The sequence below is a fragment of the Catellatospora sp. NPDC049133 genome, from assembly GCF_040648455.1.
Classification (GTDB): Bacteria; Actinomycetota; Actinomycetes; order Mycobacteriales; family Micromonosporaceae; genus Catellatospora; species Catellatospora aurea.
Genome location: NZ_JBEZDT010000002.1, coordinates 319,403 through 337,866, shown reverse-complemented (window position 1 = coordinate 337,866; position 18,464 = coordinate 319,403). Strand labels below are relative to the sequence as shown.

At 72.4% G+C, this 18,464-nt stretch carries 18 protein-coding genes and 1 pseudogene; 11 read left to right on the top strand and 8 right to left on the bottom strand.

The annotated features are described in order from the left end of the window. The 3 genes and pseudogenes from AB0B35_RS03745 to AB0B35_RS03735 form a co-directional block, all read right to left on the bottom strand. Positions 1-469, bottom strand: a pseudogene (locus tag AB0B35_RS03745) (acetyl-CoA C-acyltransferase); the annotation flags it as partial. A gap of 212 nt (positions 470-681) precedes the next feature. Further along, positions 682-1,485: an SGNH/GDSL hydrolase family protein gene (locus AB0B35_RS03740; protein WP_203698095.1), complete on the bottom strand. Its 804-nt coding sequence runs from the start codon at positions 1,483-1,485 to the stop codon at positions 682-684. Between the two features lie 155 nt (positions 1,486-1,640). Further along, positions 1,641-2,702 carry an SGNH/GDSL hydrolase family protein gene (locus AB0B35_RS03735; RefSeq protein ID WP_361040255.1) on the bottom strand — a complete coding sequence of 354 codons (1,062 nt, stop codon included), beginning with the start codon at positions 2,700-2,702 and terminating at the stop codon, positions 1,641-1,643. A 136-nt stretch (positions 2,703-2,838) separates the two neighbouring features. On the opposite strand from AB0B35_RS03735, the gene AB0B35_RS03730 reads away from it, so the two are divergent. The 4 genes from AB0B35_RS03730 to AB0B35_RS03715 all read left to right on the top strand — a co-directional run bounded on the left by AB0B35_RS03730 (position 2,839) and on the right by AB0B35_RS03715 (position 6,233). Continuing rightward, positions 2,839-3,207, top strand: a complete 369-nt coding sequence (locus AB0B35_RS03730) for a DUF1232 domain-containing protein (RefSeq protein WP_361040253.1) — start codon at positions 2,839-2,841, stop codon at positions 3,205-3,207. Positions 3,208-3,238: 31 nt separating this feature from the next. Further along, complete coding sequence (locus AB0B35_RS03725) at positions 3,239-4,612, top strand: cystathionine beta-synthase (RefSeq protein ID WP_203689591.1); 1,374 nt, start codon at positions 3,239-3,241, stop codon at positions 4,610-4,612. 187 nt (positions 4,613-4,799) lie between these two features. Further along, positions 4,800-5,792 carry a choice-of-anchor A family protein gene (locus AB0B35_RS03720; RefSeq protein ID WP_361040249.1) on the top strand — a complete coding sequence of 331 codons (993 nt, stop codon included), beginning with the start codon at positions 4,800-4,802 and terminating at the stop codon, positions 5,790-5,792. A 102-nt stretch (positions 5,793-5,894) separates the two neighbouring features. After that, the gene (locus AB0B35_RS03715; protein ID WP_361040247.1) at positions 5,895-6,233 is read left to right on the top strand and encodes a hypothetical protein; all 339 of its coding nucleotides are present in this window, start codon (positions 5,895-5,897) and stop codon (positions 6,231-6,233) included. Positions 6,234-6,495: 262 nt separating this feature from the next. Here the strand turns inward: AB0B35_RS03715 and AB0B35_RS03710 are convergent, their stop codons facing one another. Both AB0B35_RS03710 and AB0B35_RS03705 read right to left on the bottom strand, forming a co-directional pair. Continuing rightward, entirely contained in the window at positions 6,496-7,659 is a 1,164-nt protein-coding gene (locus AB0B35_RS03710) for a hypothetical protein (protein WP_361040243.1), read from the bottom strand. A gap of 67 nt (positions 7,660-7,726) precedes the next feature. Continuing rightward, positions 7,727-8,650: a ribonuclease Z gene (locus AB0B35_RS03705; RefSeq protein ID WP_361040240.1), complete on the bottom strand. Its 924-nt coding sequence runs from the start codon at positions 8,648-8,650 to the stop codon at positions 7,727-7,729. Positions 8,651-8,785: 135 nt separating this feature from the next. On the opposite strand from AB0B35_RS03705, the gene AB0B35_RS03700 reads away from it, so the two are divergent. Beyond that, positions 8,786-9,376 (top strand): hypothetical protein, encoded by a 591-nt coding sequence (locus AB0B35_RS03700; RefSeq protein ID WP_361040238.1) that lies wholly within the window; start codon positions 8,786-8,788, stop codon positions 9,374-9,376. A gap of 9 nt (positions 9,377-9,385) precedes the next feature. Here the strand turns inward: AB0B35_RS03700 and AB0B35_RS03695 are convergent, their stop codons facing one another. Continuing rightward, positions 9,386-9,910 carry a GNAT family N-acetyltransferase gene (locus AB0B35_RS03695; RefSeq protein ID WP_361040235.1) on the bottom strand — a complete coding sequence of 175 codons (525 nt, stop codon included), beginning with the start codon at positions 9,908-9,910 and terminating at the stop codon, positions 9,386-9,388. Between the two features lie 250 nt (positions 9,911-10,160). On the opposite strand from AB0B35_RS03695, the gene AB0B35_RS03690 reads away from it, so the two are divergent. The 4 genes from AB0B35_RS03690 to AB0B35_RS03675 all read left to right on the top strand — a co-directional run bounded on the left by AB0B35_RS03690 (position 10,161) and on the right by AB0B35_RS03675 (position 14,281). Continuing rightward, on the top strand, positions 10,161-12,521 hold the full coding sequence (locus AB0B35_RS03690) for a glycoside hydrolase family 3 N-terminal domain-containing protein (RefSeq protein ID WP_361040233.1): 2,361 nt from the start codon (positions 10,161-10,163) through the stop codon (positions 12,519-12,521). A 90-nt stretch (positions 12,522-12,611) separates the two neighbouring features. Continuing rightward, the gene (locus AB0B35_RS03685) at positions 12,612-13,199 is read left to right on the top strand and encodes a hypothetical protein (protein WP_361040231.1); all 588 of its coding nucleotides are present in this window, start codon (positions 12,612-12,614) and stop codon (positions 13,197-13,199) included. 78 nt (positions 13,200-13,277) lie between these two features. Beyond that, on the top strand, positions 13,278-13,805 hold the full coding sequence (locus AB0B35_RS03680) for a hypothetical protein (protein ID WP_361040228.1): 528 nt from the start codon (positions 13,278-13,280) through the stop codon (positions 13,803-13,805). A gap of 98 nt (positions 13,806-13,903) precedes the next feature. Next, complete coding sequence (locus tag AB0B35_RS03675; RefSeq protein WP_361040226.1) at positions 13,904-14,281, top strand: hypothetical protein; 378 nt, start codon at positions 13,904-13,906, stop codon at positions 14,279-14,281. Between the two features lie 69 nt (positions 14,282-14,350). On the opposite strand, the gene msrA is transcribed toward AB0B35_RS03675, so the two are convergent. Beyond that, positions 14,351-15,007, bottom strand: a complete 657-nt coding sequence (gene msrA / locus AB0B35_RS03670) for a peptide-methionine (S)-S-oxide reductase MsrA (protein WP_361040223.1) — start codon at positions 15,005-15,007, stop codon at positions 14,351-14,353. 30 nt (positions 15,008-15,037) lie between these two features. Between msrA and AB0B35_RS03665 the strand changes: the two genes are divergently transcribed. Further along, entirely contained in the window at positions 15,038-16,174 is a 1,137-nt protein-coding gene (locus AB0B35_RS03665; protein ID WP_361040221.1) for a cystathionine gamma-synthase, read from the top strand. A 122-nt stretch (positions 16,175-16,296) separates the two neighbouring features. On the opposite strand, the gene AB0B35_RS03660 is transcribed toward AB0B35_RS03665, so the two are convergent. Then, positions 16,297-16,881, bottom strand: coding sequence for a hypothetical protein (locus AB0B35_RS03660; RefSeq protein ID WP_361040219.1), 585 nt, complete (start codon positions 16,879-16,881; stop codon positions 16,297-16,299). 158 nt (positions 16,882-17,039) lie between these two features. On the opposite strand from AB0B35_RS03660, the gene AB0B35_RS03655 reads away from it, so the two are divergent. Further along, the gene (locus AB0B35_RS03655) at positions 17,040-18,413 is read left to right on the top strand and encodes an amidase (protein WP_361040216.1); all 1,374 of its coding nucleotides are present in this window, start codon (positions 17,040-17,042) and stop codon (positions 18,411-18,413) included. The last annotated feature ends 51 nt before the right edge of the window (positions 18,414-18,464 follow it).

Sequence of the window (18,464 nt, the reverse complement as noted above, 5' to 3'; positions counted from 1 at the left end):
GCGCCGAGCGGGCCTGGGCCGCCTCGAAGCGCGGGTTGTTCCAGCTCCCGCCGACGGCCGCGGCGGCGTCCGGGGGCAGCCAGTCCGAGTTGCCGCGGGCGTACCGGGAGACCATCTCGACACCCGCCGAGATGAACACGTCGCCCTCGCCGGCCTTGATCGCGTGGAACGCCATCCGGCTGGTTTGCAGCGACGACGCGCAGTATCGGGTGACCGTGGCGGCGGGCAGCGAGTCGAGGCCGAGCAGGGTGGAGACCACCTTGCCCATGTTGAAGCCCTGCTCGCCACCGGGCAGGCCGCAGCCCAGGTAGAGATCGTCGATCTCGGCCGGGTCCAGGCCCGGGATCTTGTCCAGGGCGGCCTGGATGATGGTGGCGGTGAGGTCGTCCGCGCGCAGGTCCTTCAGGGAGCCCTTGCCGGCCCGGCCGATGGGGGACCGGGCGGTGGCGACGATGACAGCATCTGACATGAACGAACGTTAACTCGCCGGTAACTTGCCCACCAGACCGGGTGAGAAAGTCGTCAGCCGCCCTCGGTCCGTCCAAGATCGTTCGACTTGCCCGGCAAGTGGGCGAAAGGCGGCTCAAGATACGCACACGTGCCCGGCAAGTCGAACGATCTTGCCGGGGTGCTGCGGCCGCGCCGCGCCCGCGGCGTGCAGGGCAGGCGCGATGGGGCCGGTCAGGGCAGGCGGGGGGTGACTCCGGCGGCGTGGGCGACGGCCGGGAGCAGGGCGTACGCCCACACCCGGTAGCCGTCCGCGGAAGGGTGGTAGCGGTCGGCCGACAGCGTGTTCGGGTCGGCGCGGAACACCGGCCCCGTCTCGGCGGCCAGGTCGACCACGGCGCCCCCGGCCGCGTGCACCGCTCGCACCTGCGCCCGCGCCACCCGGCGGCCCAGGAAGCCGACGACCTGGCGCAGCGGCGGCGCGATGGCGCGGGCCGCGCCCAGGTCGGGGCAGGTGCCCACGACGACCTCGACCCCGGCCTCGCGCAGCCGGCGCACCGCGGCGCCCAGGTAGGCCGCCGCGTCGGAGGGGCGGCGCAGCGTGATCGCGTCGTTGCCGCCGACCAGGATCACCGCGACATCCGGACGGTCGCCGAGCAGGCAGCGCGCCACCTGGGTGGCCAGGTCGGATGAGCGGGACCCGGCGACGCCGACGCTGGACAGCGCCACGGCCTGCACCGGGCCGCCCTTGCCGGACTCGCCGCCGGACAGCAGCGCGGCCAGCTGGCCGCCGACGGTGTCGGCGACCCGGTCCACGCCCACGCCGAGCGCCGCGGAGTCGCCGAGCATGACCAGCCGCAGCGGGGCGGCGGTGTCCGCCCCCACGGTGGTGCGCAGCGCGAGGCCGAGCCCCGGCTTGGCGTACCGGCGGCTGCGAGCCACCACCGCCTCGGCCGCGAGCAGCGCCGCACCGCCGACCGTGCCCGCGATGAGCGTGATCGCGGCAGCCTTCCCGATCCTCCGTGCCACGGAACTCATGCCCACTCCTCGCTCCGCTCGTCGCGGACATGTCCACGGAGCCCGCTGATTCGCTCGGCAAGCTCGCTCATGCCCACTCCTCGCTCCGCTCGTCGCGGACATGTCCACGGAGCCCGCTGATTCGCTCGACAAGCTCGCTCATGCCCACTCCTCGCTCACGCCTGCTCCACTACCTTCGGCTGGTCTGCCAGGCCGGCCGGGGCCTCGCCCTGGCGGACGACCTCCCACATGCGGCGGCGCAGCTGCGCCCACCGGCCGGCCGGGCCGCGATCACGGCCGTCGACGCGTACTCCGGCGACCTCGGTGCCGGCGTGGCGCGCCGCCTCGACCGCGGCCTGTGGCAGCGACCGTACCCCGTCCACGGCGGTTCGTGCGCCCGCTTCCACGCGCTGCGGCCCGGCCGGGCTGCGCAGCGCGGCCACCACCGTGGGGAGCAGCACCGACGCGGCCAGCGCGTAGCCCTCGGCGGACGGGTGGAAGCGGTCCCGGGCGAACAACCGGTGCGGCTGGGCGGAGAACGTCGGCCCGAGCAGTTCGCCCAGGGATACGGTGCGGCCCCCGGCCTCGACCACGGCGACGGTCTGCGCCGCGGCGAGCTGGCGGCTCCAGGTGCGGGCCAGCCAGCGCAGCGGCGGCCGGATCGGCTGCACGGCACCCAGGTCGGGGCAGGTGCCCACGACGACGGTCGCGCCGGCCTCGCGCAGCCGCCGCACCGAGTCGGCGAGGTGGCGTACGGAGGCGGCCTGCCCGGCCCGGTGCGTGATGTCGTTGGCTCCGATCAGGATCACGGCCAGGTCCGGGTTCAGCTCCAGCGCCTCCTCCACCTGGTGCGTAAGCATTCCCGAGGTCGCCCCGACCACGGCCAGGCTGTGCAGGCGCACCGGCCTTTCCAGACGGCGGGACAGTCCGGTGGCGATCAGCGCGGCCGGGGTCTGCCGGGCCCGCAGCGCCCCGAACCCGGCCGCCGAGGAGTCGCCCAGCATGGCCATGTGCACGGGCTCGCCGCCGAACCGGCCGCCGTACAGGCCGTCCGAGCGCGGCGGCGGGGCCTGGGCGATGGGGATGGTGCGCCGGGCCGCTTCGACCTGGCCGAGCAGCACGCCGACGGTGGCCAGGCCGAGTCCGGCCAGCGCGCCGCCGCCGTAGACGGCCAGCCGCGCCAGATCCCTGCCCCGACGGTGTGCCGCCGTAGCCCCTTGCGCAGTACGCTCGCTCATAGTGAACCCGCCTCACTCGGGAGACCCGCTGGGGAATCCTCGCTGAGGCTCCTACGTACCCAGCGGATCGTCGGCTGGTAACGCTCGCTCATGCGAGAAAGGTAGCGCTCTTCGGTTGCGCTCGGATGGAGGCGAGATGGGACGCACATTGCGTCGTACCGCGGCGTTCACCGCGCTGTGGAAGGCACTCATCACGGGTAACGGCAGCAGCGCCAGTCTGGCGGACCGGCTGGGCGCCATGCCGCGCATGGTCCTGGCCACGCTGCGCGGCAGGTACGACGGCCTCGGCCGGCTTATGGCGATCACCGCGGCCACCCTGTACGTGGTGTCCCCGGTCGACATGGTTCCGGAGGCGTTCCTCCTGGTGCTCGGGCTGGCCGATGACGTGATCATCGTCAGCTGGATCGCCGGGGCGCTGATCAGCGAGACCGATCGCTTCCTGCTGTGGGAGAACGGCGTCAAGGCGCCCGTGGGCGGTCCGGTCATCGACGGCGACGTCGCTTAACGGCGGTTCAAGCCCGGTCTACGCTTGACGCGTGCGCTACTACGAGAACGTCGTCGAGCTGATCGGTAACACCCCGCTGGTCAAGCTCCGGAATGTCACCGATCCCGGCGGCCCCACCGTGCTCGCCAAAGTCGAGTACCTGAATCCGGGGGGTTCGGTCAAGGACCGGATCGCGGTGCGGATGGTCGAGGCGGCCGAGCGGGACGGCCTGCTCAAGCCGGGCGGCACCATCGTCGAGCCGACCAGCGGCAACACCGGGGTCGGGCTGGCGCTGGTGGCCCAGCTCAAGGGGTACAAGTGCGTCTTCGTCTGCCCCGACAAGGTCAGCGAGGACAAGCAGAACGTGCTGCGGGCGTACGGCGCCGAGGTCGTGGTCTGCCCGACCGCCGTCGCGCCTGAGGACCCGCGGTCCTACTACAACGTCTCGGACCGGCTGGCCCGGGAGATCCCCGGCGCGTGGAAGCCCAACCAGTACTCGAACCCGAACAATCCGCTGTCGCACTACGAGCAGACCGGCCCGGAGCTGTGGGAGCAGACCGACGGCCGGATCACGCACTTCGTGGCGGGCGTGGGCACCGGCGGCACGATCAGCGGCATCGGGCGCTACCTCAAGGAGGTCTCCCAGGGCCGCGTGAAGATCATCGGCGCGGACCCGGAGGGCTCCGTCTACTCCGGCGGCACCGGCCGGCCGTACCTGGTCGAGGGCGTGGGCGAGGACTTCTGGCCGGAGACGTACGACCGGACCGTCTGCGACGAGATCGTCGAGGTCACCGACAAGGAGTCGTTCGCGATGACCCGGCGGCTGGCCCGCGAGGAGGGTCTGCTGGTCGGCGGCTCGTGCGGGATGGCCGCGGTGGCGGCACTGAAGGTCGCCGCGCAGGCCGGGCCGGACGACGTGGTCGTCGTGCTGCTGCCCGACGGCGGCCGCGGTTACCTGTCGAAGCTGTTCAACGACGACTGGATGGCCCGCTACGGCTTCCTGCGCACCGACGAGCACGGCGCGACCGTCGCCGACATCCTCGCCGCGAAGTCGCACAGCAAGGGCGCCCTGCCGGAGCTGATCCACGTGCACCCCACCGAGACCGTGCGCGACGCGATCGACATCATGCGCGAGTACGGCGTCTCCCAGCTGCCGGTGCTCAAGGCCGAACCGCCGGTCGTCACCGGCGAGGTGGCCGGCGCGGTGGCCGAGAAGGACCTGCTGGACGCGCTGTTCACCGGCGCGGCTGCGCTGCACGACCCGCTGGACCGGCACGTCGGCCCCGCGCTGCCGATGATCGGCGGCGGCCAGCCGGTCGCCGAGATCGTGGCACTGCTGGAGAAGGCCGACGCCGCGATGGTGCTCATCGACGGCAAGCCCCACGGCGTGCTCACCCGCCAGGACCTGCTCGCCCAGCTGGGCTGATCCCGCCGCTCCGCCAAGATCGCTCGACTTGCCGGGCACTCGTGCGAATCGATCGTCAAGATACGCACAGGTGCCCGGCAAGTCTGCCGATCTTGGTGGGGCGGGCGGCCCGCGGTATGCGATCGGGTGGGTGTGTCGGGGATGCCACATTCACGATCGGCGTGCGGCGGGGGGCTACCCTCCGGTCATGCGGAGGCCGAGCGCGCTGAGCCGCTGGGTACGCCGGACGGATGCCGGCGCGCCGGGACGAGCCGTGTTCGCAGTGCTCATCGCGCTGCCGCTGGCACTCGCCGCCGGTTCCGCCGGCGCGGCCGCGCCCACCCCGGACCCCGCCGAACGCGACCGCTCGGCGGCGCTTGCCGCCTGCCCGCCGAACGTCGAGCTGCGCGCCCCCGACGGCGGCCCGCTGGCCCCGCCGCTGGCCCGCGGTTCGCGGGTGCTGGTCTACCTGCGCCAGGACCGCACCAACGCGCTCACCATTCGCTCGGGTGACCTCAACCGGATCGCCGAGCTCATTCTCGGCACGTCGCCGATCGAGTCCGCGCCGCTGCTGGTCAACGTCGACACCCGGCTCGTCGACGACCGGCTGACCTGGGCGGTGCCCCGGGTGACCGGCCTCGGCGGAGGCCCCGTGGACAGCGTCGTGTGGCACTTCCCGAGCGCGGTGCGCCTCGTGCTGACCGGCCCGCCGGTGCCCGGCGTGGTCTTCGCCCCGTACGCCGAGGTGTTCGCCCCGCCCAGCCCATCCCCGTCACCGAGCCTCTCCGCGAGCCCGGCGCCGTCACCGAGCCTGTCGCCCGCCGCGTCTCCGGTCGTCCCGGCGAGGTCCTCCGGCGCACCGTCCACCGCGCCCGGCCTGCCGCCCGTGGCGGCCCGTCCCGCCGGTCTGCGGACCGTGCTCCGCGGTGCTCCGGTGCTGCCGGACGGGCTGGACTGCGCCCCGCCGCCGTCAGCCTCGCCGAGCGCGTCCGCCGCCGCGGAGAGTCCCGCGGCCGGACCGGGCGGTCCCGTCCCGGGCGGCACCGGGTCGGCGGAGCCCTCGCCGAAGCCCGCGGGGGAGCGGCTGATGGCGCTGGCGTCACGCCCTGTGACGTGGTTCGGGGTCGCCGGGGTGCTCGTGGGGCTGGCCCTGCTTATCTCAGTAATCGCTGGTAACCGGGCACGCCGCCGGTTCCGTTAGCCCGTTTCGGCGGCAATCGCACAGCCTGTGCGACTGCACTGTCTTCCGCGAGTGTTGACTAAGCGTACGGAAGCGGCAGTGCTACCGAGGGGAGCGTGGAACGTGGTCACCGTCGACCATGCACCACCCACCGAGACCGGCAACAGGGAACCCTCCGACATAACCGATCACCTGCTGTGGCGCGACGCGCAGCAGATGCTGGGTCGGCACGACCGACCCGACGACGACCATCTGTGCAACTGGTGCGGTCAGCATTGGCCGTGCCCGCCACGAAGGCTCGCCGAGCGTGCGCAAGCCGCGGCCAGCCGGCACTGGCGGGAGGCCTGGACCGTGCGGCACGACATCAACGGGATGCGCTCGCTACCCGCCTGGCGTGCTGATCTTGGCGAGCGTGGCGGCTCCATCATGCGAAACGGCACCCGCAGGAGCCTCTTCGACTAGCCAGTAAAGGGTGTTCCGACGACCCCCTGCCGTCCCCCGGCGTGTGGTCCTCGGGCCCCGTCCCAGCGGCGACGCCGTTGCGCTCCGCCAGCGTTGGCGCGCCGCGTGCATCGGTACGACTGAGCGGGAGCCGACATGCCTCCGTCGACTCCGCAACGCCTCCGGCCAGGCGTTCTCCCCAGTCGTACAGATGCGTCAGTGGGCGAGGGTACGTGATCTCCGGTTCCCCGCAGTCCGGTCACGTACCCTCGCCCCGACTCGTCTAGGGCGAGAACTTCCAGATCAGCAGCAGGTAGCCGCCGCAGTACGCGGAGACGACCGCGAGCGTGCCCACGATGACGATCATCTTTGCCGGCTTCGTCCGGGCCAGCGCCCCCGCGACCGGCAGCAGCAGGGCGAACGCGGGCAGCAGGAAGCGCGCCTTCGCGTTGTAGTAACCCGAGCCGCCGAGCGAGACGGCGATCATGAGCGCGCTGAACATGAGCAACTGCCAGGGCTGGCGGTCGATGACCGAGATCACGAACAGCGCCACGCAGAGCAGCATGACCAGCGCCACCAGCAGGTAGTCGGGCACCTTCGCCTCGGACAGCGCCGAAGCGGTCATCTTCGCCGTGTACCGGCCGGCGTCCCAGCTCGATCCCCAACCCTCGTGCTGGATGTGGAACCAGCCGTCCAGCCGCCCGGTCCGGGTCGCCACCCAGCCCAGGTAACCCAGCCAGCCCAGCGGCGCGACCAGCAGCGCGAACCAGGCCCGCCAGGAGCGGTCCTGGCGGCGCACGATCGCCACGAAGGCGGCCAGCACCACGACCGGGAAGAGCGCGGAGGCGGATGGCCGGGTCAGCCCGGCGAGCACGCTGATCAGGGCCGCGGCCACCCACTGCCGGCGCAGGGTGGCCAGTAGCGTCCAGGCCGCGAACGCGGTGAACATGGCCTCGGTGTAGCCCATCGACTCGACGATCGCGTGCGGCAGCAGGCCCCAGACCGTGGCCAGCAGCACCCCGGTGCGCCGGTCGTGCAGGTGGTTGCCGATCGCGAACAGCCCCCAGGCCGCCACCAGCGACATGACCCAGGTCAGCAGCACGCCGACGGTCGGCAGGCCGAACGGCAGGATCGCCCCGAGCCAGCGGGTGAGCGTCGGATGCAGGGGGAAGAACGCCATGGCGTTGGTCTGGATCTCGGCCGCCGAGGGGTAGCCATGAGCGGCGATCTCGACGTAGTGCCCGGCGTCCGCCCGGCTGCCCAGCAGGCCGACGGCGTCCTTGCCGACCGTGTGGGCCCAGACGAACAGCACGACCAGGCCGCTGGTACGGGCGACGGCGTACGCCACTAGCGCGGGCCAGGCGGCGGCCAGCGACCGCCGGACGGCGGCCGGCCATCCCGCGGGGCGGGTCCGGGCGGGCGCGCTCGGTGAGCTGATCTCGCTCAAGGGGGTGTCTCCGGGTTCAGCGCAGGAGGGGGCGTGGGGTCGCCGCGACGAGTTTAGGCCGTTCCTGTCAGCGGCGCGGTGGCACCGCGATCCGTGCCAGCTCCTCGGCGACCACGATCTCGCCGTCGAAGTGCGCCGCGGCCTCGTCGCCGAACACCGCCGCGTTCGGGTGGCGCTGGGAGAAGTGGGTGAGCACCAGCCGGCGTACGCCCGCCTCGGTGGCGATCCGGGCGGCCTGCGCCGCGGTGAGGTGCCCGGCCTCGGCGGCCAGCTCGGCCTCCGTCTCCAGGAAGGTCGACTCGATGACCAGCAGGTCGGCGCCCTCGGCGAGCCGGATCGCGGCCTCACACCAGCCGGTGTCCATCACGAAGGCCGCCACCTGCCCCGGCCGGGGCTCGCTGACCTCCTCCAGGCTGACCAGGCGGCCGTCGGCGACCACCGTGCCGACCCGCTGCAGCACGCCGACGTCCGGGCCGCGTACGCCGAGCGCGGCCAGCCGCTCCGGCAGCATCCGGCGGCCGTCCGGCTCGGCCAGGCGGTAGCCGAACGACTCGACCGGGTGCCGCAGCCGCCGCGCGCTGAGCGTGCCGAACGGTCCGGTGGCCAGCACGCCGTCCCCGTCGACCGGGCACTCGGTGATCCGGGCCTGGTCGTGGAAGTGGCTGGCATGGCGCAGCCGCTGCAGGAAGTCCGCGCCGGAGCCAGGGAAGTGGATCGGCACCTCGTGCGGCACCCGGTCCAGCGACAGCCGCTGCACGATGCCGGGCAGGCCGAGGCAGTGGTCGCCGTGGAAGTGCGTGACGCAGATCCGGGTGATGTCGCTCGCCGCGGCGCCGGCCAGCAGCAGCTGCCGCTGGGCACCCTCGCCGGGGTCGAACAGGAAGCCCTGGTCGTCCCAGCGCAGCAGGTAGCCGTTGTGGGCGCGCTGGCGGGTGGGCACCTGGCTGGCCGTGCCGAGCACGATCAGCTCCCGGCTCACGGACGCCCCCACGTGGAGATCGTCTTCACCGGGCGAGGGTACCGCGCCCCGCACGTCCAGCGTTCTTCCAGCAAGCGCCGAGTAAACGCCGACGCCGCCTGCCTAACGTCGCCGGCACAGGACACCGAGCCGCAGGGGGACGAGGCGATGGGACACGACCACGAGGGCCGGCGGGTGAGCCGCCGGTCGATCTTCGCGGGGATCAGCGCGATCGGGCTGGGCAGCCTGCTCGCGGCGTGCGGGGACGGCACTCCGGCCACCACGACCAGCGGGGAGGCGGTCTCGCCGGACGCGACCACGTCGGCGGACCTGACCGGCCTGTTCACGGACGCGAACACGTGCAAGCTGTCGCCGTCCACCACGCAGGGGCCGTACTACTTCGACGCGGACAAGATCCGTAGCGACATCCGGGAGGACCGGGCGGGCACCCGGCTCCGCGTGGTGCTGAAGGTCCAGGACAGCGAGCAGTGCAAACCGCTCACCAACGCGGTGGTGGAGATCTGGCACTGCGACGCGGCGGGCCTGTACAGCGGCGCGGAGTCGCTCTCCTCGGGCGACGAGGCGCTCAACACGAAGGTGTTCGCGGCGGCGCCGTACGCGGCGCACACCGGGCGGGACACCTTCAACGACGGCGACGGCATCTTCCAGGACAGCATGCTGATGAAGGTCACCGAGGACAGCGACGGCCATCTCGCGGTGCTGGTGCTGGCCGCCGACTCGGACGCCGACGGCAGCTGACCCGGGCGGTCACGGGATCGGGCGGGCGTAGCGCACGACCGGCACGGTCGCCGAGCCGATCGGGGTGGTGCGGGTGACGCCGTCGGCGGCCCAGCCGCCCCGCTCGTAGAAGCGGCGCGCCCGGGTGTTGTCACTCACGACGTACAGCAGCGCCTGCCGACAGCCGAGAGCGGCGAACTCGGCCAGGCAGGTGTTCATCAGGGCGAGCCCGACGCCCGAGCCGATCGCGTCCGGGCGGACGTGGATCGCGTTGAGCACGCCGGTGTCCGCCGGGGCCTGTTCCTCGGCTCCGGCGGGACCCAGGTAGCTGAAACCGAGCACGGTGCTCCCGCGTTCGGCGAGGTGGAGGCGGTGCGTGTCGGCCTCGGCGGCGTACCGCCGCGCCCACTCGCCCTGCTGGTCCGCGACGGTGATCCCGGCCAGCTCCTGCGCGGTGAGCAGCTCGCGGTACGCCGACCGGCGGCTCAGCGCGTGCAGCTCGCCGATCGCGGCCACGTCCTCGGGCGTGCCGCCCCGGCGGATCGTCAGCGTCATGCCCGGCACGCTACCGCCAGGTGCTTCCGGCCGGGCGCGTGCTTCCGGAAATGAGAGGCCAGGTTGCGAAAGTTTCGGAACCGCGATGCGGCCTCCGATTTCGACATCGCGGGTGACAAAGTGCGCCGCAACCCTTGTCCTGACGCCGGATACGGGTGTTAGGGTGCGTGGGCTGATGCCTCAGTGGTGAGGCACGAATACCGGAAACTACCGGAAGTGCAGCCATTCCGGGTGGAAGACAGGCAGGGCGATGTCGACCCACAAGGACGCCGCCGTCGCGGCCGCAGCCGATCTCGAACCCGACGAGCAGCCCTGGCGGGACCCGGCGCTGCCGGTCGAGCAGCGCGTCGACGACCTGATCGCGCGGATGACCCCGGCCGAGAAGATCGCCCAGCTCTACAGCGTGTGGCCCGGCGCGGGTTCGGACGGCGACGACGTCGCGCCCTACCAGCAGGACATGGTCGAGGACGGGTTCGACTGGCAGACCCTGATCGCCGCCGGGCTCGGGCAGCTGACCCGCCCGTTCGGCACCGCGCCGGTCAGCCCGGCCGAGGGCATGGCCCGGCTGGGCGGGCTGCAGGAGGCGATCGTCGCGTCCGGACGGTTCGGCATCCCGGCGCTGGTGCACGAGGAGTGCCTGACCGGGTTCACCACACATGGCGCGACCATCTTCCCGACCGCGCTGGCCTGGGGCGCGGCCTTCGATCCCGCACTCGTCGAGCGGGTGGCCGCCGCGATCGGCCAGGGCCTGCGCGCGGTCGGGGTGCACCAAGGCCTCGCGCCGGTGCTCGACGTGTCCCGCGACCCCCGCTGGGGCCGCACCGAGGAGACCATCGGCGAAGACCCCTACCTGGTCGCGACGATCGGCACCGCGTACGTGCGGGGGCTGGAGTCGGCCGGGATCGTGGCCACGCTCAAGCACTTCGCGGGCTATTCCGCGTCGCGGGCCGGGCGCAACTTCGGCCCCGTCGCGATGGGGCCGCGCGAGCTGGCCGACGTGATGCTGCCGCCGTTCGAGATGGCGCTGCGCGACGGCGGTGCGCGCTCGGTCATGCACTCGTACGCCGAGATCGACGGCGTGCCCGCCGCCGCGGACGGCCGGCTGCTCACCGACCTGCTGCGCGGCGCATGGGGCTTCGAGGGCACCGTGGTCGCCGACTACTTCGGCATCACCTTCCTGCACTCGCTGCACGGCGTCGCGGGTGACCTCGCGGCCGCGGCGGGCCTCGCCCTGACCGCCGGTGTCGACGTCGAACTGCCGATCGTGCGCTGCTACGGGCGGCCGCTGGCCGACGCCGTCCACGACGGCGCCATACCGATGACACTGGTGGACCGGGCGGTGCGCCGGGTGCTGCGGCAGAAGTGCGAACTCGGCCTGCTCGACCCGGACTGGACACCGCCGCGCCCGGCCGCCGTGGACCTCGACCCGCCCGCGGCCCGCGAACTGGCCCGGCAGCTCGCCGAGCAGTCGGTGACACTGCTGGCCAACGACGGCGTGCTGCCGCTGGCCACGGCCGCCTCGATCGCCGTGGTCGGGCCGCTGGCCGACGACGCCGACGGCATGCTCGGCTGCTACACCTTCCCGCGCCACGTCGGGCTGCACCACCCCGGCCTGCCGCTCGGCGTGTCCATCCCCACGGTGCTCGCATCGCTGCGCGCCGAACTGCCGAAGGCGACGATCACCCACGCGGCCGGCTGTGCCGTCGACGGGACGGACACCACCGGCGTCGCGGCCGCGGTCGCGCTCGCCGAGCAGGCCGACGTGTGCGTCGTGGTGCTCGGCGACCGGGCCGGGCTGTTCGGCAAGGGCACCTCCGGCGAGGGCTGCGACGTCACCGAACTGCGGCTGCCCGGAGTGCAGGAGCGGCTGCTCGGCGCGTTGCTGGACACCGGCCGGCCGGTCGTCGCCGTGCTGCTGGCGGGGCGCCCGTACGCCCTGGGCGAGTGGGCCGACCGGCTCGCAGCGGTGGTGCAGGCGTTCTTCCCCGGCCAGGAGGGTGGCCCGGCGGTGGCCGGGGTGCTGGCCGGACGGGTCGAGCCGTCGGGACGGCTGCCGGTCGGCGTGCCGCGCCACCCGGGCGGGCAGCCCGCGAACTACCTCGCGCCGCCGCTCGGCCACGCCACCGAGGTGAGCACCGTGGACCCGACCCCGCTGTTCCCGTTCGGGCACGGGCTTTCGTACACGAGCTTCGCCTGGGAGCCGCCCGCCGACGCCGGACCGGTGACCTGCCCGACCGACGGGGCGGTCATGGTCGCGCTGACCGTGCGCAACACCGGCGAGCGGGCCGGGACCGAGGTGGTGCAGCTCTACCTGCACGACCCGGTCGCCCAGGTCACCCGGCCGGTGCAGCGGCTGATCGGATACACCCGCGTGGCGCTGGAGCCGGGCGCGGCCCGGCGGGTGGAGTTCACCGTTCCCGCGGACCTGGCCGCGTACACCGGGCGCGACGGGCGGCGGCTCGTCGAACCGGGCGACCTGGAGCTGCGGTTCGGCGCTTCGAGCGGCGACATCAGGCACACCGTACGGGTGCGGCTGACCGGCCCCGAGCGGTTCGTCGGCCACCGACGCAGGATGACCTCCGAGGCGATCGTCACCGACGCTCGCGCCTGACCGCTGAAATCAGGGTGCAACCGGTGGGTACGCGAACACGTGTAGTGCGCATCCAGGACGACCGTCCTGCCACGACACGGGGAGACGAACATGCGTACCCACCTGGCTCGGCCCGCCGGTGCACTGGCCGCCGCGGTCCTTTCGGCCGTGCTGCTCGCCGCCTGCGACACCGGAGCCGCCACCGGCCCCGCGGCCGCCTCGTCCGCCGCGCCGGCCACGTCTACCGCGCCCACACGCCCGGCGGGCGAGGTCCCGCTCGGGCCTGCCGGATACGGCGCGCTGCGGCTCGGCATGACCCCGGCGCAGGCCGCGGCCACCAAGCTGATCACCACGCCCGCCGGTGAGAAGACCGGCTGCTGGACGTACGCCCACCTGATCGGGTCGGGGAAGACAGGCCAGGACGACATCGACGGCAGGCTGTTCTTCTCCGAGAAGCTCGGCCTGGCCGCCATCTACGCCTATCCGGGGGTGGAGACGCCCGAGGGCATCACCGTGGGCAGCACCGTCGACGAAGTCCGCAGGGCGTACCCGTCCTGGGAGGCCGTGGGCGGCGAGGCCGAGGGCCGCGGGTACGTCAAGGTGCCGGGCAACGACGCGGCGGCGTACCGGATCGAGGTCGACAAGGGCAAGGTCGTCCAGCTGTCCCTCCAGCTGGGCAACCAGGACTGCTACGAGTGACCGCACAGCACCGTTGCCCCCGGTCGCGGCGGCTGCTACGTTCTGGCGCGATCAACGACAAGTCCTGGGGAGACCGTCATGGTGCTGCATCGCGCCCGCCCGCCGTATCTCGGCGTGGCCTTCTTCTTTCTCGCCGGGCTCTTCGTCATCTGGAGCTCGATGAACGGCTGGGAGCTGCGGTTCCTGTTCATCCCGCTCGGCTCCGGCGCGCTGTTCGGCATCGGGCTGCTCTCGGTGCTCATCTCGCTGGCCGTGCTGGCCGCCGCGTTCCGGCCCGCACCGGTGGTGCTGGACACCTCCGGGCTGGCCCTGCGTACGGCGGGCATCAAGCGCACGCTGCCGTGGTCGGCCGTGGAAGCGCTGGTCCTGGAGCCGTTCACCGAGGAGGTCGGGGGCCGCGCCGAGACCACCGCCCGGCTGGTCCTGGTGCCTGCCGCCGGTGTCGACCTGGGCGTGCCCACGGAATACCGCGACATCGTCGGCGGTCGGCCGTCGGTGATCCTCGTGTCGGTCAAGTCGCTGCGCGCCTCCACCGCCGAGGTGGCCGGGGCGCTCGCCCACTACGCCGGGGGCAGGTTCGTCGACGGCCTGACCACCCGCGCCTGACGATCCCGCGATCTCCACTGGACGACCGGCGACGCGAGACCGGCCGGTCGGCGGCACGTGGGCCCGCTCGGGGCGCATTAGCGTCTGCTGCCATGCGCATGACGAAGATCGTTTCCAAACTGCGCCTGCCCGCGATCGCCGCGACGGCGCTGCTGTCCGGCTGCGGCGCCTCTCATGACATCGAGTACTCCGCCACGGGCGGTGGGGAGGGCGGCAGCGGCACGGGCACGGTCACCTATGTCGACAGCTCCGGGGAGGCCGTCACCGAGTCGGTGACGTTTCCGTGGCGCAAGACGGTCTCGGTGGACGAGGGCGTCAAGGTGACCCTGAGGGTGATGCCGGTGCCGCTCACGGCGAAGTTCGGGCAGCTGGACATTCCGCTCAAGGTGAGCTGCCAGATCTCGGTCGGCGGGGATGTCAAGGACTCGCTGCCGCTGCACGAGCGTCTGGCCGAGTGCGACACCGTCAGCCAGTAGCGTCTCCGGGCGCGACGACGCCGCCGCGCCCGGAGGGGCACGGCGGCGTCATTTGAGCGGGTCGGACCGTCAGGCGTCGGTCTTCGCGACGCCGATCGGGCAGCTCATGCCGTTGGGGCCGATGCCGCAGTAACCGTCGGGGTTCTTGGCCAGGTACTGCTGGTGGTAGTCCTCGGCGTAGTAGTACTCGCCGAGCATCGCGATCTCCGTGGTGATCTGGCCGTAGCCTTCGGCGGTCACCACCGGCTGGAACGCGTCCCGCGAGGCCTCGGCCTCCTTGAGCTGTTCCGGCGTGGTGGCGTAGATCGCCGACCGGTACTGGGTGCCGATGTCGTTGCCCTGGCGCATGCCCTGGGTCGGGTCGTGGTTCTCCCAGAACACCCGCAGGATCTCGGCGTACGAGATGATCTCCGGGTTGAAGACGATCTCCACGGCCTCGGTGTGCCCGGTGTAGCCGGAGCAGACCTCCTGGTAAGTCGGGTTCGGCGTGCTGCCGCCGGCGTATCCGACCGAGGTCGAGTAGACGCCGTCGAGCTTCCAGAAGAGGCGCTCGGCGCCCCAGAAGCACCCCATGCCCACGACAGCCACCTGCATGCCCTTGGGCCAGGGGCCGGTGAGCGGAGTGCCCAGCACGTAGTGCTCGGCCGGCGGCACGATCGGGGTGTCCCGGCCGGCCAGGGCCTCGCTGGCGTTGACGACATCGAGCTTCTTGTGGCGAAGGAACATGTCTCCAGTGTCCTCCTCTACGCTGGGGGAATGTCTTACGGGTTTGAAACGCTCGCCATCCACGCGGGTCAGGAGCCGGACGAGCGCACCGGCGCGGTGATCCCGCCGATCTTCCAGACATCGACCTACAAGCAGGACGCGGTCGGCTCGCCACGGCTGGGTTACGAGTACTCCCGGTCCGGCAACCCGACCCGCGACGCGCTGCAGGAGTGCCTGGCGGCGCTGGAGGGCGGTTCGCGCGGGCTCGCGTTCGCCAGCGGGCTGGCCGCCGAGGACACGCTCATCCGCACCGTGTGCAAGCCCGGCGACCACGTGATCATTCCCGATGACGCGTACGGCGGCACGTTCCGCCTGTTCGCGAAGGTCGCCGAGCGCTGGGGCCTGTCCTGGACGGCGGCCCGGATCTCCGACGTCGACGACGTGCGGGCCAAGGTGACCCCGGACACGAAGATGATCTGGGTGGAGACGCCCACCAACCCGCTGCTCGGCATCGCCGACATCGCGGGCCTGGCGGCGGTGTCGCGGGACGCGCACGCGCTGCTGGTGGTCGACAACACCTTCGCCAGCCCGTACCTGCAGCAGCCGCTGGCGCTGGGGGCGGACGTGGTGGTCCACTCGACCACGAAGTACGTGGGCGGGCACTCGGACGTGGTCGGCGGCGCGCTGGTGCTCAACGATCTCGCGCTGGCCGACGCGCTGAAGTTCCACCAGAACGCGATGGGCGCGGTGAACGGTCCGTTCGACGCCTGGCTGACGCTGCGCGGGGTGAAGACCCTGGCCGTGCGCATGGAGCGGCACTGCGACAACGCCGAGAAGGTGGCCGAGTTCCTGACCCGGCACCCGAAGGTGAAGCAGGTGCTCTACCCGGGCCTGCCCGAGCACCCCGGCCACGAGCTGGCCACCAAGCAGATGCGCCGGTACGGCGGCATGATCAGCTTCCGGATGGGCGACCCCGCGGCGGCCGAGCGGGTCTGCAACACGACCAAGGTGTTCACCCTGGCCGAGTCGCTGGGCGGCATCGAGTCGCTGATCGAGCACCCGGGCAGGATGACGCACGCCAGCGTCGCGGGCTCCGAGCTGGAGGTCCCCGCCGACCTGATCCGCCTGTCCGTCGGCATCGAGACCATCGACGACCTGCTCGCCGACCTCGCCACCGCGCTGGGCTGACGGGCCCGCGCGCCGCGTGCCGCGGCGTTTCCGACGAAGATCGCTGTTTTGGGTCAAAACCTCTGGTTGAACCGCAGGTTTTGACCCGAAACAGCGATCTTCTCATTCGGGCCGACAGGAGATCAGACGGGGCGGCCGGGCGGGAGGATGCGGTCGGCCTCGATCGAGTAGCTGTCGCCATAGATGCGCAGTTTGTCGCCTTTGCAGGTGTAGCGGTCGGGGGTGATCGTGGTGCTGAGATTCTCGCGGTCGCGGACGCTGCCGTTGACCTTCCAGGTGGTGGTGCCCGAGGCGGACGCGTTGCTGTAGCTGATCATCTCGTCGTCGGCCTCGTAGTTAAGGCGCGTGGTGCCGTTGTGGACCACCTCGTAGCGGTCGCCGTTGCGGGTGCCCTTGCGGGTGACCTTGTCCACGGTGACCAGGGTGCCGTCCGCGCCGTAGCTCAGCAGCGTGCCTGCCCCGGTCAGCTGCACGGTCACCCCGAAGATCTCGGCGCTGGAGGTGTACGACGTCTCCCGCCACTGTCCGATCAGGCACCGCGCGGGCGAGAGCGGCGCCGGGGACGGCAACACGGCGACGGGACTCGGCGACGGCGAGGCCGACGGCGACGGCACCGCGCCGGGAGCGCGCCGGGTCAGCAGATATGCCGCGGCCGCCCCGCCGAGGCACACCACGAGCACGACGACGAGCAGGATCACCCCGACCACGATCGGAACGGTCCAATCACGACCACTCTCTTCCGGCTGCATCAGCCCAGCATCGCCAACGAAATCCGTCGCGGCAAGGCTCCAGTTGCTCACGACGCGTCACGGCACTCCATACTGGAGCCCCGGTTTTCTGGCTCACGACGTGGTGGAGGAAAGACATGGCGGACACCTGGGTCGGCGCCACCGCCAAGCAGATCGCGCGAGCCGTGCGGCGCGGTGACACGTCGGCGACGCAGGTCGTGGCCGATCACCTCGACTACCTGACCGGTGCCGACCCGGTGGTGGCGGCGTTCCGCACCGTGCGGGCCGCAGAGGCGGCCGCCGAGGCGGAGAAGGTCGACGACCAGAGTGACATGGCCAACCTGCCGCTGGCCGGGGTGCCGATCGCGGTCAAGGAGAACACCCCGGTCGCCGGGTTGCCGACGTGGCACGGATCCGCAGGCGCACGCCAGGCCGTCGCCGAGCAGGACCATGAGCTGGTACGCAGGCTGCGCGGCGCGGGTGCGGTGGTCCTCGGCACGACCCGGATGCCCGAGCTGGGGCTGTGGGGCGTGACCGACGACGACAGCGCGGTGACCCGCAACCCGTGGGCGCTCGACCGCACCCCGGGCGGCTCCTCCGGCGGCTCGGCGGCGGCGGTCTCGGCGGGCCTGGTGCCGATCGCGCACGCCAACGACGGGCTGGGCTCCATCCGCATCCCGGCGGCCTGCTGCGGCCTGATCGGGCTCAAGCCCGGCCGGGGCGTGCTGCCGGTGAACCTGGGCGCGGACGACTGGTTCGGCCTAGTCGAGCACGGCATGCTGGCCACGACGGTCGCCGACGCGGCGTTGGGCTTCGCGGTGCTGGCCGGGCGCACACCGCAGCCGCTGAGCCAGCCGGGCCGGCTGCGCATCGCGGTGTCGCTGAAGTCCCCGGTGGCCGGGGCGAGCGCCGACGAGGCCAACCGGGCCGCGGTGGCCACCGCCACCCGCCTGCTGACCGAGTGCGGCCACGACACGCTGACCGCCGACCCGGCGTACTCGACCTCGCTCGGGCTGCGCGGCATGGCGACCTGGTTCGCCGCCGCTCACCGCGACGTCGAGGCGGCCGGGATCGACCGGTCCAAGCTGCAGAAGCGCACCCGGCGGCATGTCGCGATGGGCGGCTGGGCGTGGCGGCGCGGCTTCGTACGCGAGCAGGACCGCACCCGGTTCCGTGACCGTTGCCTGGAGTTCTTCGTCGCAAACGGTGTGGACCTGCTGCTCACGCCGGTGCTCGCCGGGCCACCGCTGAAGGCGGGCGACTGGCACCGCCGCGGCTGGCTGACCAACGTGGTGGCCAACGTGCGCAACGCCCCGTTCGCCGCGCCGTGGAACATCACCGGTTTCCCGGCGATGACCCTGCCCGTCGGTGTACGCCCCGACGGCCTGCCCGCCGCCGTGCAACTGGTCGGCCCGCCCGGCACGGAACTGCTGCTCCTGGCGGTCGCCGGCCAGATCGAACTGGCCGCCCCCTGGCGCCGCCACGCCCCCGGCTTCCCCCGCCCGAACTGAGGAAAGGAAGGGCACCTTCACATCGCTATGTGTTGTGGAAGGTGCCCTTCC

Coding starts and splice junctions, on each gene's coding strand:
- AB0B35_RS03740 (WP_203698095.1), bottom strand. CDS start 1,485: ATGAGTTCCGTGGCACGGAGGATCGGGAAGGCTGCCGCGATCACGCTC.
- AB0B35_RS03735 (WP_361040255.1), bottom strand. CDS start 2,702: ATGAGCGAGCGTACTGCGCAAGGGGCTACGGCGGCACACCGTCGGGGC.
- AB0B35_RS03730 (WP_361040253.1), top strand. CDS start 2,839: ATGGGACGCACATTGCGTCGTACCGCGGCGTTCACCGCGCTGTGGAAG.
- AB0B35_RS03720 (WP_361040249.1), top strand. CDS start 4,800: ATGCGGAGGCCGAGCGCGCTGAGCCGCTGGGTACGCCGGACGGATGCC.
- AB0B35_RS03700 (WP_361040238.1), top strand. CDS start 8,786: ATGGGACACGACCACGAGGGCCGGCGGGTGAGCCGCCGGTCGATCTTC.
- AB0B35_RS03695 (WP_361040235.1), bottom strand. CDS start 9,910: ATGACGCTGACGATCCGCCGGGGCGGCACGCCCGAGGACGTGGCCGCG.
- AB0B35_RS03690 (WP_361040233.1), top strand. CDS start 10,161: ATGTCGACCCACAAGGACGCCGCCGTCGCGGCCGCAGCCGATCTCGAA.
- AB0B35_RS03685 (WP_361040231.1), top strand. CDS start 12,612: ATGCGTACCCACCTGGCTCGGCCCGCCGGTGCACTGGCCGCCGCGGTC.
- AB0B35_RS03680 (WP_361040228.1), top strand. CDS start 13,278: ATGGTGCTGCATCGCGCCCGCCCGCCGTATCTCGGCGTGGCCTTCTTC.
- AB0B35_RS03675 (WP_361040226.1), top strand. CDS start 13,904: ATGACGAAGATCGTTTCCAAACTGCGCCTGCCCGCGATCGCCGCGACG.
- msrA (WP_361040223.1), bottom strand. CDS start 15,007: ATGTTCCTTCGCCACAAGAAGCTCGATGTCGTCAACGCCAGCGAGGCC.
- AB0B35_RS03665 (WP_361040221.1), top strand. CDS start 15,038: ATGTCTTACGGGTTTGAAACGCTCGCCATCCACGCGGGTCAGGAGCCG.
- AB0B35_RS03655 (WP_361040216.1), top strand. CDS start 17,040: ATGGCGGACACCTGGGTCGGCGCCACCGCCAAGCAGATCGCGCGAGCC.